Annotated in this window: 13 protein-coding genes, 1 tRNA gene and 2 pseudogenes; 11 read left to right on the forward strand and 5 right to left on the reverse strand. The window is 33.2% G+C overall.

What is annotated here, in order from left to right; genetic code table 11:
* Window positions 1–72: 72 nt before the first annotated feature.
* The 8 genes from CJF42_RS12675 to CJF42_RS12710 all read left to right on the forward strand — a co-directional run bounded on the left by CJF42_RS12675 (window position 73) and on the right by CJF42_RS12710 (window position 7,194).
* Window positions 73–149: transfer RNA gene (locus tag CJF42_RS12675), tRNA-Asp, on the forward strand.
* A gap of 363 nt (window positions 150–512) precedes the next feature.
* Window positions 513–971 (forward strand): hypothetical protein, encoded by a 459-nt coding sequence (locus CJF42_RS12680; protein WP_095367040.1) that lies wholly within the window; start codon window positions 513–515, stop codon window positions 969–971.
* Between the two features lie 2 nt (window positions 972–973).
* Window positions 974–1,189, forward strand: coding sequence for a helix-turn-helix transcriptional regulator (locus CJF42_RS12685; RefSeq protein ID WP_095367041.1), 216 nt, complete (start codon window positions 974–976; stop codon window positions 1,187–1,189).
* A gap of 117 nt (window positions 1,190–1,306) precedes the next feature.
* A complete protein-coding gene (locus CJF42_RS12690; RefSeq protein ID WP_095367042.1) occupies window positions 1,307–1,993 on the forward strand; it encodes an ABC transporter ATP-binding protein in 687 nt (228 codons plus the stop codon).
* A gap of 16 nt (window positions 1,994–2,009) precedes the next feature.
* Window positions 2,010–4,394: an ABC transporter permease gene (locus tag CJF42_RS12695; protein ID WP_252097601.1), complete on the forward strand. Its 2,385-nt coding sequence runs from the start codon at window positions 2,010–2,012 to the stop codon at window positions 4,392–4,394.
* Window positions 4,391–5,437, forward strand: a complete 1,047-nt coding sequence (locus CJF42_RS12700; protein WP_095367044.1) for a lipocalin-like domain-containing protein — start codon at window positions 4,391–4,393, stop codon at window positions 5,435–5,437. Before CJF42_RS12695 ends, CJF42_RS12700 begins: the two co-directional genes overlap by 4 nt.
* A 44-nt stretch (window positions 5,438–5,481) precedes the next feature.
* On the forward strand, window positions 5,482–6,051 hold the full coding sequence (locus CJF42_RS12705; protein ID WP_141235551.1) for a hypothetical protein: 570 nt from the start codon (window positions 5,482–5,484) through the stop codon (window positions 6,049–6,051).
* A 57-nt stretch (window positions 6,052–6,108) separates the two neighbouring features.
* Window positions 6,109–7,194: a TonB family protein gene (locus CJF42_RS12710; protein ID WP_095367046.1), complete on the forward strand. Its 1,086-nt coding sequence runs from the start codon at window positions 6,109–6,111 to the stop codon at window positions 7,192–7,194.
* A gap of 509 nt (window positions 7,195–7,703) precedes the next feature.
* Here the strand turns inward: CJF42_RS12710 and CJF42_RS12715 are convergent.
* The 5 genes from CJF42_RS12715 to CJF42_RS12735 all read right to left on the reverse strand — a co-directional run bounded on the left by CJF42_RS12715 (window position 7,704) and on the right by CJF42_RS12735 (window position 12,736).
* Window positions 7,704–8,267 (reverse strand): GNAT family N-acetyltransferase, encoded by a 564-nt coding sequence (locus CJF42_RS12715; protein WP_095367047.1) that lies wholly within the window; start codon window positions 8,265–8,267, stop codon window positions 7,704–7,706.
* On the reverse strand, window positions 8,260–8,760 hold the full coding sequence (locus tag CJF42_RS12720) for a GNAT family N-acetyltransferase (RefSeq protein WP_095367048.1): 501 nt from the start codon (window positions 8,758–8,760) through the stop codon (window positions 8,260–8,262). Before CJF42_RS12720 ends, CJF42_RS12715 begins: the two co-directional genes overlap by 8 nt.
* 215 nt (window positions 8,761–8,975) lie before the next feature.
* Complete coding sequence (locus CJF42_RS12725) at window positions 8,976–10,007, reverse strand: LacI family DNA-binding transcriptional regulator (protein ID WP_095367049.1); 1,032 nt, start codon at window positions 10,005–10,007, stop codon at window positions 8,976–8,978.
* 54 nt (window positions 10,008–10,061) lie between these two features.
* Window positions 10,062–11,390, reverse strand: a complete 1,329-nt coding sequence (locus tag CJF42_RS12730; protein WP_095367050.1) for a glycoside-pentoside-hexuronide (GPH):cation symporter — start codon at window positions 11,388–11,390, stop codon at window positions 10,062–10,064.
* Between the two features lie 14 nt (window positions 11,391–11,404).
* Entirely contained in the window at window positions 11,405–12,736 is a 1,332-nt protein-coding gene (locus CJF42_RS12735) for a GH1 family beta-glucosidase (protein WP_095367051.1), read from the reverse strand.
* A gap of 297 nt (window positions 12,737–13,033) precedes the next feature.
* Here CJF42_RS12735 and CJF42_RS12740 point away from each other — a divergent pair.
* From CJF42_RS12740 to CJF42_RS29540, 3 genes and pseudogenes are all read left to right on the forward strand, one after another.
* Window positions 13,034–14,290, forward strand: a pseudogene (locus CJF42_RS12740) (sugar MFS transporter).
* A pseudogene (locus CJF42_RS12745) lies at window positions 14,290–15,085 on the forward strand (glycoside hydrolase family 3 N-terminal domain-containing protein); the annotation flags it as partial. The pseudogenes CJF42_RS12740 and CJF42_RS12745, both read left to right, overlap by 1 nt.
* Window positions 15,071–15,196, forward strand: coding sequence for a hypothetical protein (locus tag CJF42_RS29540; protein ID WP_502694792.1), 126 nt, complete (start codon window positions 15,071–15,073; stop codon window positions 15,194–15,196). The pseudogene CJF42_RS12745 and the gene CJF42_RS29540, both read left to right, overlap by 15 nt.
* The last annotated feature ends 9 nt before the right edge of the window (window positions 15,197–15,205 follow it).

A 15,205-nucleotide genomic window follows, 5' to 3' on the forward strand; every position in this document is an offset into this window, starting at 1 on the left:
CGAGTCCCGTCCACTCCGCCATTCATAGTTAATATGAATAAAACTGATTTTATTACAAATAGATGCCACTGCGGAGTGGTAGTTCAGTTGGTTAGAATACCGGCCTGTCACGCCGGGGGTCGCGGGTTCGAGTCCCGTCCACTCCGCCATTTATCTAAGATAAATTACTTTATTAAAATCCTCAATTTAATCACATCAAAAATAATTAATTCATCCCATAGTTATCAATTAACAGCTGAAATTGTTAATTAAAATATAAATTTATATATATTTACTTAAAAATAAATACTCATTCAATAAATCATCGTAATTGTACCTCCATAAAATAACTTAAATCACTTTTTGTATACTGAGATTCATTCTGGTATTTTCTCTTATTGAAAATAAAGAATAATATTCATTGTGTTAAGTATATTTGACACTCCTAGTTTTTAGGAATACATTTTCATGTAAAGTATGTTTAACACCAAGTTAAGTTTTATTAACATAAAATGAGTAAAGGAATCCATATTATGAATATAAGTTTTCGAGAAAAAAGTTTATGGTTGGAGTTTATTGCAACCGTGATCATTTTTAATTATTACATGAATCAAATTTTAGGATTTAATAATACACAATTAGCTGATGGCAGCTTGATCATAGGTGTATTATTTGAAGTTGTAATGTACTCAGTAGTACTTATGATCATCTCTTCAGTGATATTGGCTTTTATTAATCATAAAGATGCAGATAAGCCATTAGATGAACGTGAGCAATTAATAGAATTAAAAGGCAGTTATTACAGTAATTGGATTTTAAAAGTGGGAATTGTAATTGCCATAGGACAGTATGCTTTAGAATCTAATGAATGGGTGATAGGCTTGCATCAAAACATTCCTTTTTTACCACTTCATATTTTAGTTATTTCATTTTTATTATCTGAACTAGCTACTTTTTTTATACGAATTTGGCTATCACGTAGAGGAGTTTAATGATGGCAAAATTATGTATCAATAATAATATTCGTCAACTAAGGTTTCATCATAATGAAATGACACAACAGGCATTAGCTGATGAAGTGGGTGTGAGTCGCCAAACGGTTATTGCAATTGAATCTGCTAAGTATTCACCGTCATTAGAGGTCGCTTTTAAAATATCAGCTGTTTTTAAAGTATCATTAGAAAACGTATTTATTTATCAACCTAATTGAGACGAATTCTATTAATATTTAGTCATTTATATTCGTTCATTAATTTAAAAAAGTTGGTATAACTCTATTTCAAGTAAACAACACTTAATTTAAAAAACTTAAATAAAAGGAATTAGAATGGCGTTAGAGATCAAAAATCTTAAACATTTAGTTGATGATGGTACTCATGGTCGAGAGATATTATGCGATATCAATTTAAAGTTAGATCAGGGTGAATCACTTGCTTTAATGGGAGATAGTGGCAGTGGTAAAACGACATTACTAAATTTGATTTGCGGCTTAGAGCCTATTCAATGTGGTGATATTCATATCGGCAATATTAATATCAAAAATGCAGCCGATAAAAAGATAAGTCTCATACGTAAAAATGATTTAGGGATCATTTTTCAGCAATTTAATTTACTGACAGGCTTGAATATACGAGATAACATCGCCTTCAGTGCTAAGTTAGCAAATAAATTTGATCATGAACATAATGAGCGACTTACTAAAAACTTAGGCCTAGCGCATTTATTAAATAAATTTCCAGCAACGTTGTCTGGCGGTGAAATACAAAGAGTGGCAATTGCACGGGCATTAGCCGCTAAACCTAAATTGTTATTAGCTGATGAGCCAACCGGTAATCTTGATCTTAAAAATAGTAATACAGTAGTTGATTTATTAGCAGGTTTAGCCAAAACGTATAATACGGCTTTGCTCATTGTCACACATAGTCAGCAAGTAGCGCAGAGAATGGATAAGGTTTATCGCTTAGTTTGTGGTCAGTTAACTCAAGTTAATGCTCTTGAAATTGAGGCTGATTAGCTATATGAAGCAACTTATGCTCATTTTTAAAGTTCAGTTAGCTGAATATAAGCAAAAGCTGTTACTCAATATTGGCTTTATTGTAAGCTTAGCCATTGCAACCAGTACTTTGTTAAGCATTTTAATTTTAAATCATGCAAGTAAACAACAATATAAAGAAGCTAATATACTGCTTGAAAGCCCCGTTGCACACTATATAGTGCCTAAGCAAGGCAATACGGTTACAAAAAAAGATTTTGCTAAATTACGAAAATTAGGTTTTTATGAATTACAGCCTATTCTATCATTTAAAAAAAGATTAAAAAATAATAAACTGGTATCTTTTAAAGCAATAGATCTATTAGCATTGAGTATATCAAAACCAGATCTCTATAATCCTAATGCCATTTTATTGTCTGCTGAATATGCCCAAAAGCTAAAATTAGAGTTACCATCCAAACTTCGATTAGTAAATAATCATACTTTTGCTGTTAAACAAATAAAGTCAAATTTATGGCACAATGTTGCATTGTTAGATATAGCTCATGCTTGGTCAATATTCCCTGAATATACTGGTTTTAGTTATTTAATTGTCAGTGAAATGACTCAAGATCGATTATACAGCTTAAGTAAGCTGTTACCTGAACACCTTATTTTACAGCAGTCATTTGATATAAAGGAGCGTTCGGGTTTCGCTGATGCTTTACATCTAAACTTAACTGCATTATCAATACTTGGTTTTATTGTCAGTGCATTTATTGCTTTTCAAGGCGCTAATCAAGCGTGGCATAAGCGTAGTGAATTAATGTCGCAATTACGTTTATTAGGTGTGGGTCTATTTGAAATAAAACTTGCTTTAATGTTTGAAGCATTATTTTTGATTGTATTATCAAGTGTATTGGGGCTGATACTATCAATTTTGATGGTCAGCTTTTTATTACCTTTATTAGGTTTTACTTTGTCTCAATTGTATCAGTTGCAATCAAGTGGCCATTTTCAATGGGATTGGCAATATTTTCTCTGGTCTTTAATTATTTCAAGTTTTGCTGTTTTCTTGGCGTTACTTAATCAATTTAAATTAATCAAGAGCAAAGAAATCTCTCTTTATGCAAAGCAAAGTAAAGTGAATTTAACTCAGAGTAGATTCATTAAAAACCTCTTATTATTTGTCGTTTTAACTAGCCTTGTCTTTTTTACAATGCCTGAATTTAATTGGCATTTTATTATGTTGAAGTATGGGGTTTTATTAATCATCACAACGGCTTTATTACCATTATTTTTATATCTGATTTTTTCAGTATTAAATACGTTCATATCGCGATACCAAATAAATTTTATATTACAAGATTTGAAGAATCAGATATCAATTCGATTTTTGCCTTTAGCCACATTTTATATTGCGTTAACAACAAGTATAGCAGCCGCATTAATGGTCTCTAGCTTTGAATCTGCATTTACTAAGTATTTAGATCAACACTTAAACGAAGACTTATATATTAGGTTTAAAGTGGGAGAAAAAGAAAAGATAGAAAACTGGCTGAATCAACACTCAAATGTAGATGAATTTCTTTTATATTATGATGCTAAAGCAAAAGTTGGCAAAAATACAGTTGCGGTTAATACTATCAATTCAAAGAGGCAGTTTAGTTCAATTGTGTTTAAATCTAAGCTAAGTCAATCACTGAATCAAGTATTAGACAAAAGCTGTTTTATAAACGAACAGTTAGCATTGAAGCGTAATATTTTATTAGGGGATATGATTCCAATATCACAAAATACTTCAACAAGCGTTACTTTTTCTTGTACAGTGACAGGCATTTACTTTGATTATGGCAATCCTAGTTTTGAAGTAACTATTGCCCGAAAGTTGGCTATAACACATTTAAAGAGGTTAAAAGAAATTGGTTTTGGTGTATATTTTAAATCATTTGATGATGATGTTATGACAGATCTGATCGCGCAGCTTAATATAGATGAAAGTCAGTTGTATCAACCTTCTCAAATTAAAAAAATGGCGCTTATAGTGTTTAAAAAAACCTTTTTACTAACACAAGCAATAGCCGTGGTATTATTATCAATTGCTTGTTTTGGTTTGTTTTTATCAGCAAATAATTTGGAACTTGCTAGAAAATCTGATCTCTTCATTTTAATCAGTCTAGGGTACAGTAAATCAGCGTTATTTATCCATATGTTAATACAGTGGCTATTACTTGCTTGTGGTTGTATTTTACTGAGCTGGCCTATAGCGACTATTTTAGCCGATGTATTAGTGTCCAAAGTGTTACCAAGCTCTTTTGGATGGTCTATGCCATTATTGTTAGAAACATCCTCATTTATTAGTAGCAGTATTATTGGCTTAATATGCTTAATTCCGGCTTTAACAATTGTGCTTAGTAAAATCAATGTAAAAGGTCGTTTATGAAATTTATACTCACAGGGATCTTATTACTACTCGTAGCTTGCAGTGAAGTTAATTTAGAGAAAAAAGCATATGTGAGCCCATTGCATAGACTAGCAGATAAAACTCAAAACTATGAAAAACCCTCTATCAATAATAAAATTAACTTCCCAGATGCTCATACTCCTAAAAAGACTTATCGTCATGAATGGTGGTATATCACTGCAAATTTACTTACTGAAAATGGTGATAATTTAGCTGTGCAATGGACATTATTTCGTACCGCTATTAATGGTAAACATTGGTATTTTTCTCATGCTGCCTTAGGTGATGAAAAACAACATTTATCAGCATTTCGAAATGCCCGTGAAGAACTTGGTAATCTTGAAATATCAATAAACCCCTTTAGTGCTTCAATTGACGATTGGATATGGCAATCTTCATCTGATTTATTACCTGCAAATCTTCATTTTTCAGATAGTAAAGATGACAAAAAATGGCAAGTAGAATTGGAATTAAAAGGTGCTAATCAATTCTATTTACAAGGTGAGCAAGGTTATAATAAAAAACATGCTGATTTAGACATTGCTAGCCATTATTACTCTCAGCCTTTTATTGAAGTAAATGGGCGAGTCTTTCTTGATGGAAAATGGCTTAATGTAGAAGGAAATGCTTGGTTTGATAGAGAGTGGGGCTCTCAAATGTTAGCGTCAGATCAACAAGGTTGGGATTGGTTTTCTCTTCGTTTAAAATCTGAGTTAGCACTTATGGTTTATCGCATACGTTCTGATAATACAGACTTTATATACGCCAGCTTAATGCACAAAAATGGTGATATTGAAACGTTCACACAAGATGACGTTAATTTGATATTATTAAATCATAATGATAAAAATACTTATCCAAACCATTTTAAAATTGAAATAAAATCCCATGAAATTGATATTGATGTAAAAACGATTAATAAAGATCAAATCATGCGTTTTGGCATTGAATATTTTGAAGGCATGGTCAGTTTTAATGGCAGCCATCAAGGCATAGGCTTTTTAGAAATGACAGGATATTAACTGATTTATAAATGAAAAAATTACACAAATATTTAGGTTTTATAATGATTTTTCCCTTTGTTGCTTGGACAATTACGGGTGTTTATTTTTTTATCAAACCTGGTTATAAGGCTGCATATGAAAGTTTGCCAATTAAAACTTATCCACTAATTGAGGATATGCAATATAAAGGTAATGAAACTTGGCTTGAAACCCGAAGAATACGGTCTATTTTAGGTACTCACTTACTGATAAAAAATGATAAGGGTTGGCAACAAAGAGATCCAACTACATTAAATGTAGTTACAGCACCAACAAAAATACAAATTGAAACTTTACTTAAAGATGCGATTGCACATAACCCTCTAAGATACGGTAATATTATAAGTATTGATGGTTTAAAGATAGTGACAGATACAAATATTAGGATCAGTTTAAATTGGTCTAAAATGAGTTTGTATCAACAAGGTAAAGATACAGATTTTATAAATCGAATGTATAAAATTCATTATTTACAATGGACTGGAATAGATTCAATTGACAAAGTATTAGGCATCGTTGGGCTTGCATTAGTGCTGCTATTAGCTTTTTTAGGGTTAATAATGGCGATAGGATATAAAAAAATTATTGGATAAAAAGGTACAATCGGTTGACATATTTGGCCTTTAATTTAGATTAGATCATGGAAGAGTATGAAATTAAAAAAATTAAGCTTAGCTATCGCCTTTATATTACCTTTGATAGTATCAGCAAGTGATTTAAATAAAGTAAATAAGCAATTTAAAGATGCTTATAATCAATATCAAGCGGCTGTTGAAACATCTGATAAGGTAAAACAACTTGAATTTGCACAATTATCATATGAACTTGGTAAACAAGTATACGGTGATCAAGATATTAATACGGCGCGTTTAGGGTTTAATTTAGCCTCAATTTATAATCATACTGATAAAGTAGAGCAAGCAAGAGCACTGTTAGAGTCTTTAATTGATATTTATAAAAAACAATTAGGTAAATATCATATCGAGTTAATCGACTTATATTTTGCTTATGCTAAGTCTCTCCCTTTTAAAAAGCATGATTTGGCTGAGCGATATTATAAAAAAGCGCTCACAGTGATAGATGAGCAACCAGAAAAAAATGATTTATTGAAGGCGGTGATCACTTTAGATGCGGGTATTGAGTTATTAGCCATAGGTTCTAGAAAAAGTAAAATGATTTTAGATGCGCAGCAATACCTGACCGAACATTTTCCTGCTAATGATAAACGTGTGGTCAAAGCTAATTTTTATGCGGGTAAATATTACTTGGCACGGAAAAAATATAGTAAATCAGCAGATAACTTTGAATCAAACTTAGCTGTATTTGAAGCATTAGAAGGCCCAACACACCCGTTAGAGCTAAATACCCATGCATTTTTAATTAATGTACTTGAAAAAACAGGAAAAAGTGACGAAGCAACCAAGCACTGTATCGCAATAGGTAAAATGAGACCATGGGATAATAATCAAGAACAAAGACCATTATATAGAGCAAATCCGAAGTTTCCAAAGAAGATGGCAAGAGCAAGGAAGGATGGTTCAGTAAAAATTGAATTTACAATTTCTGATTTTGGCTTTGTGACTGATGCAAAAGTACTTAACCCTGAAGAATCAAAGGGTTTTCATAAAGCGGCTTTAGTAGCTTTGGATAAATGGCGTTATGCTCCTAAATTTGAAAATGGTGAGGCAGTAGAGGCTAGTTCAATGGTCCAGATAGATTTTAAAATTTCGCGTTAGTTACCTGTACCCGTCCTTCTCGACTTGCTGAAATCGCGCATTTCCATGTAGCACATAAACTTGCATTTAAAAAAGCCCTAACATTTTTTGTTAGGGCTTTTTCGATCAAGTATTTGTAGTTTTAAGCTTTTGAAATTGAAAAGCTGAAGCTAATAGAATACTACCAATAAACATAAATGCGATAACTTTTTGTAAGACAGTAAAGCCGCTGATACCCCATAATAAAATTTTTGATGTTGCAATAGAAAAATAGCCTAGCTTCATAAAGATAAATAAGACTTAAATAAATTGAGGTTAAGCATAAGTGACATAACAGCAATTCTCGATGTTCATCAGAGCTTGCTAAAACAGTGAGTTTAAGCACATAAGTAAAAATAGTTTCGCGCTGACTTTTCTTTTTATCCATTTTAGTCTAAAAGATATTTTTTAAATATATTTTATACTTTTTTAACCTTCAAGATCAGATCAAATGACAGCTACTTCTTAAGGGAATTGAATTTCATAAATACTTAATCATCTGATTTTAATATAGAAAAGATATTAAGATCATGAAATTGCTCTTTCCAATACCCATGTTGTCTTAATAAACCTTCTTTTTGAAATCCAAGCTTATATAAAACCTTTTCAGATGCGCTATTACCTTGCATTGTATAAGCTTCGATTCGGTTAATTATTTTACTTGTATGTGCTTTAAGAAAATCATCTTTTAGTAAAAAACGTATGACCTGTTGCAAAGCTTCTGTTGCGATACCTTTGCCCCAAGTCGATTTTTTAAATTCATAGCCTAAAATTGCACTGTGATTTTCATCAATATATTTAATACCTATGCTACCCATAAATTCATATGAGTTTTTATCTCTTACAGCCCAACGTAAATGTGTACCATTTTGATATTTTTGGAAATCACTATTTATGAGTTCACTTGCTTGACTTATATTATTAAAAACGTCAAAGTCATAAAACTTTACAACATCTTTATCACAAAGCATCTTAAATATATCTTTGGCATCATTTGATTGAACGTCATTAAGAATTAACCTAGTAGAATTGAGTGTTGAGAATAATTTATTCATAACGATTCAATGTAAAGCCCCCACGTTCATATGTATCAACATGCTTTAAACCGGCTTTGAGTAAGATTTTATTCGAAGCGATATTTTCAACAACAGCTTCAGCTATGAGATTATCAAGTTTTAATACATTTTTTGCATAATCCATTGTTGCTTTAACAGCTTCATAACCTAAGCCTTTGCCCCAATATTCAGGCAACATGCGATAGCCGATGTCTGGACGTTGCTCGTTAGGTAGGTATTTGATACCACAAAATCCAATGACTTTATCTGTTTCTTTGCACAACAATGCATAACGGGCATAACCATATTTTTTGTATTCTGCTTGCCAAACGTTGGTGATCACATTGACAGCATCTTGTTTGGTTTTTACTAGCCCTAAATCCCCTGTATATTTGGTCACGTCTTCATTAATTGAAAACGCATATACGGCATCTAAATCATCTAAAGTAAATTCTCTCATTTTTAAACGTGGTGTTTCTATCAGTATTGTCATTGTATTTATCCTTATTCATTTTATTTTTGATATTACCAAATTAGCAATGTCGTTATCTTCAATGTATTTATTTGAAAATCTCGTTTAAATTTGATTGTTATTGTTTAATTTCTGAGTGTGGAAGCAGTATAGGGATAATAAAAAAGCAAAACAGATACAGTTTTAATAAATATATTGCAATACAGATTAGGCAAGGTGCATTTAGCACCTTGAGATTAAGAAATCTTTAGATTTGGAGTAATAGAGTCGTTGTGCGCAGAGATAGAGTCTCTGATAATTAATTCAGGCTTGAATAAATTATCAATATTGATACTGTCATTTTGATATACATATTTAAGCACCCAGTTTGCAGCCATTTGACCCATTTTATCTACTGGATAGTTTATAGTGGAAAGCTTTGGGTATAAGTGACGTGCAAAAATTGTATTATCAAACCCTATGATAGAGATATCTGAGGGTAAATGTAATTTATGCTCTCTAGCAACTGTCATAGCACCAGATGCAGTTTCATCATTAGCACATACAACAGCAGTAAAATTAACCTTTTTTTCAAGTAATAACTGCATACCATTTGAACCTCCGCTTTCATTATAGTCACCTTCAACAAGTAAATCTTGATTAAAAGTTAAACTAAACTCTTTTAAGGCTTTTTTATGGCCAATTAAGCGGTTTTTAGCATCTTTTTTCCAAAGTGGACCAGAAATGACCGCTAATTCTTTATGACCTTTGTCAAGTAATGCTTTTGTGGCTAAGTAACCGCCTTGTTCGTTGTTAAGGCTAATGCACCGATCTGCTATTTCTGCAACATATCTATTTATTAACACAATAGGAATAGAACCTTGGCTTAGTTTTATTAGGTATTCATCAGATACAGCCTCAACATGCAAAATGAGGGCATCACAATTACGACCAATTAAAAAATCAATGCTTTCTATTTCAGTTGCTTCTTCAGCATGACCTGCAGCAATAATAACGTGTTTATGTGCCGCTCTTAACTTTGATTCAATACCGCTCAGCATCGCGCCGTAGAAGTAACCGCTTAGCTCAGATACTAAAATACCGACACTATTTGAGCAGTTAGATGCCAAAGACTGCGCAATTGAATTGGGGCGGTAATCTAGCTGTTTCATGGCTGCTAGAACTTTCTCTTTGGTTTTATCACTGACTCGCGCATTATTGTTCATCACACGAGAGACTGTTGCCAAAGAGACACCTGCTAATTCAGACACTTCATAAATTGTTGCCATTTCTTTCCTTAAACAAAAAGTAACCCTGTTATTGGGGTTACTTTATCATAAAAACTAATTTGTTATGGCATTAAGCTCTTGGTGTATTTGCTCAACTTTTTTATTATCTAGAATATACCACCGCATAATAGCAGCTGCAATTAATGACCCTAATGCAGGATATAAGGTAAATGAAACCAATATGCCTCGCGTTGTTTCTTTAGTTTGAGCAACATCAGCTTGATAGCCATAATATGCCAGTGCCCAACCTGCGAGTGCACCACCAAATGCAACACCTAACTTTATGAAAAAGATAATTGTTGAATAAACCATTCCTGTGATACGTACACCTGTTTTCCAATGACCGTAATCTATCGCATCAGCCATTTTAGCCCAAAGTAATGGTGTTGCCATATCTAAAAAGAATTTCCAAAAGAAGAAAGAAACACAGGCTAATATCACTTGGTCACTGCCAATGAAAAAACTTGAAATACAAATAATGGCAGCAATCACTTGTAAACTAATGTAAGATTTTATTTTACAGTAACGTTTTGCTAAAGGTTGCGCAATAGCACAGCCTAATAAACTCCCTACCATGCCAATTGTCATGAAGGTGGTGATCAGATCTTCGCGCCCAAGAAAGTACTTTACGTAGTAAACAGCTAAGGTGAAACGTAATACTTGACCGGTTAATAAAAACACACCAGCAAGGCATAACAATCTTGCTTGATCATTTAACCATAACTGTTTCATTGAGTCTTTAAATGAAATTTTTTGATTTACAGGTATTGAAATCCGTTCTTTAGTACCTGCAAAACATAACAAAAATAAAACAACGCCAAAAATGCTCATTACTATCATGGTCATTTGATAGCCTTTTGCTGAGTCGCCATTACCAAAATATTCAACTAATGGCATAGTGCACGCAGCAACGAGTACACCACTTAACATTGCAAAAATAAAACGATAAGTTTGAACGGAAACACGCTCTTTTGGATCTGCAGTTAATACACCGCCTAATGAGCAATAGGGTATATTAATAGCAGTATAAACCATCATTAATAAGGTATATGTAACAAATGCATATATCACTTTGTTGGTATCTGATAAATCAGGTGTAGTGAATGCAAGCACACTTAAAATACCAAAAGGCAAAGCTAACCATAGTAAGTAGGGTCTAAACTGGCCCCACTTAGTTTTAGTTCTATCGGCAAGTGCACCCATTAACGGATCAGTTACCGCATCAAAAATGCGTACAATCAAAAACATCGTACCAACAACTGCGGGCGATAAACCAACAACATCAGTATAAAAAATTAATAGAAACATCATTACTGTTTGGAAAATGATGTTGCTTGCGGTATCGCCTAGGCCATAGGCTACTTTTTCTTTAATTGAAAGCATGTTTACCTCAGCGGTTAAGTTCTTCGGTTAATAAAGTTTTTATATGCGTAACCACTTGCTTTTATGGTACGTATTTGGGTTTGATAATCAACATAAACAATGCCAAAACGTTTGGTATAGCCTTCTGCCCATTCAAAATTATCCATTAAGCTCCATGCAAAATAACCTTTAATATTAACACCTTGTTCTATTGCATCATTAACTGCATTTAAATGGCTTTGGTAATATGCAATACGGTCAATATCATTGACTTCATGATCTTTAATTTTATCAGCCATTGCAGCACCATTTTCAGTAATATAAATGGGTGGCAAAGTATAAGTCTCATTTAATGACACTAATAAATGACTGAATCCTTTAGGATAAATTTCCCAGCCTATATCTGTAATAGCAACATCTTTAGGCGGTACTTCTTTGAATAACTCTGAATTATCAGTTTCATATACTGCGCGAGTATAATAGTTTATACCTAAGAAATTCAGCTGTGTGGCTATGATATCGAAATCACCTTCATGAATATCAGGGTGGTTCTCTTGTGGTAGCTCATTTAATAACTCAGGGTAGGCGCCATCCATAATTGGTTTGATATACCACTGATTAAAATAATCATCCGCTTTTTGTGCTGCTATAATATCTGCAGATGAATCAGTTTTTGGATAAGCAGGCGTAAAGTTTAAAACAATACCATTTTGGCTGTTTGGGCTATTTTTCGCTAATACTCGCATCCCTAAACCGTGAGCAAGTAATAAGTGGTGTGCAGCTTTTTTGCCAAACTCTTTACCTTTGATCCCAGGTGCATGAATACCTGCTTCGTAACCTAAAAAAGCACTGCAAAATGGTTCATTTAAGGTAGCATAAGAATCTACGCGGTTGCCAAGGGCTTTAGTGATCAAATTAACATAACTTTCAAAAGCGTAAGCAGTGGCTCTATTTAGCCAACCACCTTTATCTTCTAAGTGCTGCGGTAAGTCCCAATGATATAAAGTGACAAATGTTTTGATATTTTTGTTTTTTAATTTATCTAATAAGTTAATGTAAAAATCAACACCACTTTGGTTTAAAGTGCCATCAAGTTTAATAACACGGGGCCACGAAATTGATAACCGATAGGCATCTACACCAAGAGAATCAATCAATTCAACATCTTGTTGCCACTTATTGATATGATCACAAGCAACATCTCCATTTGATCTATCAACAATTTTTCCATCTTTATCGCAAAAAGTGTCCCAAATGCAAGGTAGGCGTTCATCAACACCACCTTCAATTTGAAACGAAGCGGTGGCAACGCCAAATGTAAAGTTTTTAGAGTTCATTTTTGAATTGTTCGGTAACGATATTTTCATATTAAGCCAAATTCTTATTTTTTAGTTCCAGTTTAAATTTTCTTTTTTCACACAAAGATCACGTTGTCATATATTGAGCACGCTTACATTTTTTTGTAAAAAATATTGCGCTTAATCTTATCTGTGATATAAATGAAAGCGCTTACACTGAGATTAGAGGTTTATTAAATAAAGGTCAATACTTTTAACATTATGTTTTTTTAATACGAAATTAAGCCAACAAACAGAGTATTTAATATCACAATTAAAAAAGACTTCAGTTTAAGCTGTTATAAAAAAGTGAACGAGGGGAAATTTATGGTTAGTTCAATTGGGGTTACAAATGCAAGAGATCAATTAGGTGAAAATTCATCGCAAAATTATAACTTTGCGCTCATTTCATTGACATCTTTATTTTTTATGTGGGGGCTTATTACCTGTCTGAATGATATTTTGATCCCACATTTAAAAAATGTTTTTGATTTATCTTATTCCCAAGCAATGCTGATTCAATTTTGTTTTTTTGGCGCTTACTTTTTAGTTTCAATGCCAGCTGGTGGGGTTGTAAAAAAAATAGGGTATCAAAAGGGCATTGTACTTGGTTTAGTCATTGCAAGTATTGGGTGTGGGTTATTTTACCCTGCAGCATTTTTACATAGTTATCCTGTATTTTTAGCTGCATTATTTGTATTGGCATCAGGTATTACTGTTTTGCAAGTATCGGCTAACCCTTATGTAAGCATTCTAGGTGATGAAAAAACAGCATCTTCACGTTTAACTATGACACAAGCTTTTAACTCATTAGGCACAACTATAGCGCCATTTTTTGGTGGTATACTGATTTTAGGTATTGCATCTCAATCATTTGAATCGATTGAACAACAAAAGATGATGCAAGCGCAAGCCGTGCAGATGCCATATTTATTATTGGCATTATCTTTACTTGTTTTAGCGGCTGTTTTTGCTTTTATCAAATTGCCACAAGTCTCTGATTCAGAAATAAATAATAAAAAAAGTGAAGGATCAGCTTGGCAGCATAAACATTTGATTTTGGGTGCTGTTGGCATATTTGTTTATGTTGGTGCTGAAGTGGGTATAGGCAGCCTTTTAATTAACTTTATGGCACTAGATAATATTGCAGGTTTAGAAGAGTCTGAGGCGGCTCATTATCTTACATACTTTTGGGGGGGAGCTATGGTGGGGCGCTTTATTGGCGCTGCCGTTATGCAAAAAGTTGATGCGGGTTTCGTATTATTTTTTAATGCCTGCTGTGCCATTTTATTATTAATTGTAGCCATAGTCGCATCAGGTTCAATTGCTATGTGGGCAGTATTGTTAATCGGTTTATGTAATTAAATTATGTTCCCTACGATATTTAGTTTAGCCCTCAGAGGATTAAATCAGCATACCAGTCAAGGCTCAGGCATTTTATGTTTAGCCATAGTGGGTGGGGCGATTTTACCTCTACTGCAAGGTTTTTTAGCAGATTCAGCGGGTGTTCAAATGTCTTTTATCTTACCGATATTTTGTTTTGTTTTTATTGCTTATTACGGTTTGAGAGGGAGTAAATTATAATGAAAAGCTCACAATTAAAATTGCTGTGTGCGATAGGGATAACAACGAGTTTAATTGGTTGTAGTGGGCATGAATCCAATGCAATGAAAGTTGATCAAGCAGATAAAAATCACTCAGTCAGTAAAGCAACTAACATTTGGTCAAAGCTAAATATCACAGTTAAACAAGACTCTGAAATGGAATCTAAAGTCATCGATTTGATTAATGGAATGACTTTAGAGCCAAAAATTACACAAATGATCTAACCTGAAATCCGCGATATTACAGTTGAGGATATGCGTAAATATGGATTTGGTTCTCATTTAAATGGCGGTGGGGCTTTTCCTGATAATAATAAACATGCAACACCAGATGATAGGATTAATTTAGCAGAAGATATGTTTCATGCATCAATTGATGGCATTAATATTCCTACCATGTGGGGGGACTGATGCAGTTCATGGCCACAATAATGTAATAGGGGCGACTTTATTCCCTCATAATGTCAGTTTAGGTGCGGCTAATAACCCTGATTAATTGAAAAAATAGGGACTATTACGGCAACTGAAGTGATGGTAACTTGAATAGATTGGGTCTTTGTACCTACGGTTTCCGTTGTACGAGATGATAGATGGGGTACTACATATGAAGGTTATTTTGAATACTCTCAAATTGTAAAATCATACGCATCTTCAATTGTAAAAGGCTTACAGAGCACTGTTTATAAAGGATTTCAAGCTGAAAATCGGTACTGTTAAACATTTTTCAGGTGATGGTGGTACACAAAGCGTTAAAGGCGGCATGGAGAAAGTAGATATGGGCGCACAACAATTAAGTTATGAAGTAGATGTATTACATACAGCTACAGCAGAATTATGTGAAGTACAGCAAAAATTAGTTAAACAAATTACGCGTTTTACATATTAATTAGGTAAT

The organism is Pseudoalteromonas sp. NBT06-2 (genome assembly GCF_002276045.1).
In the GTDB taxonomy this organism is placed as follows: Bacteria; Pseudomonadota; Gammaproteobacteria; order Enterobacterales; family Alteromonadaceae; genus Pseudoalteromonas.

Coding starts and splice junctions, on each gene's coding strand:
- CJF42_RS12725 (WP_095367049.1), bottom strand. CDS start 10,007: ATGGCAACAATTTATGAAGTGTCTGAATTAGCAGGTGTCTCTTTGGCA.
- CJF42_RS12720 (WP_095367048.1), bottom strand. CDS start 8,760: ATGACAATACTGATAGAAACACCACGTTTAAAAATGAGAGAATTTACT.
- CJF42_RS12695 (WP_252097601.1), top strand. CDS start 2,010: ATGCTCATTTTTAAAGTTCAGTTAGCTGAATATAAGCAAAAGCTGTTA.
- CJF42_RS12705 (WP_141235551.1), top strand. CDS start 5,482: ATGATTTTTCCCTTTGTTGCTTGGACAATTACGGGTGTTTATTTTTTT.
- CJF42_RS12690 (WP_095367042.1), top strand. CDS start 1,307: ATGGCGTTAGAGATCAAAAATCTTAAACATTTAGTTGATGATGGTACT.
- CJF42_RS12715 (WP_095367047.1), bottom strand. CDS start 8,267: ATGAATAAATTATTCTCAACACTCAATTCTACTAGGTTAATTCTTAAT.
- CJF42_RS12685 (WP_095367041.1), top strand. CDS start 974: ATGGCAAAATTATGTATCAATAATAATATTCGTCAACTAAGGTTTCAT.
- CJF42_RS29540 (WP_502694792.1), top strand. CDS start 15,071: ATGGAGAAAGTAGATATGGGCGCACAACAATTAAGTTATGAAGTAGAT.
- CJF42_RS12735 (WP_095367051.1), bottom strand. CDS start 12,736: ATGAAAATATCGTTACCGAACAATTCAAAAATGAACTCTAAAAACTTT.
- CJF42_RS12730 (WP_095367050.1), bottom strand. CDS start 11,390: ATGCTTTCAATTAAAGAAAAAGTAGCCTATGGCCTAGGCGATACCGCA.
- CJF42_RS12710 (WP_095367046.1), top strand. CDS start 6,109: ATGAAATTAAAAAAATTAAGCTTAGCTATCGCCTTTATATTACCTTTG.
- CJF42_RS12700 (WP_095367044.1), top strand. CDS start 4,391: ATGAAATTTATACTCACAGGGATCTTATTACTACTCGTAGCTTGCAGT.
- CJF42_RS12680 (WP_095367040.1), top strand. CDS start 513: ATGAATATAAGTTTTCGAGAAAAAAGTTTATGGTTGGAGTTTATTGCA.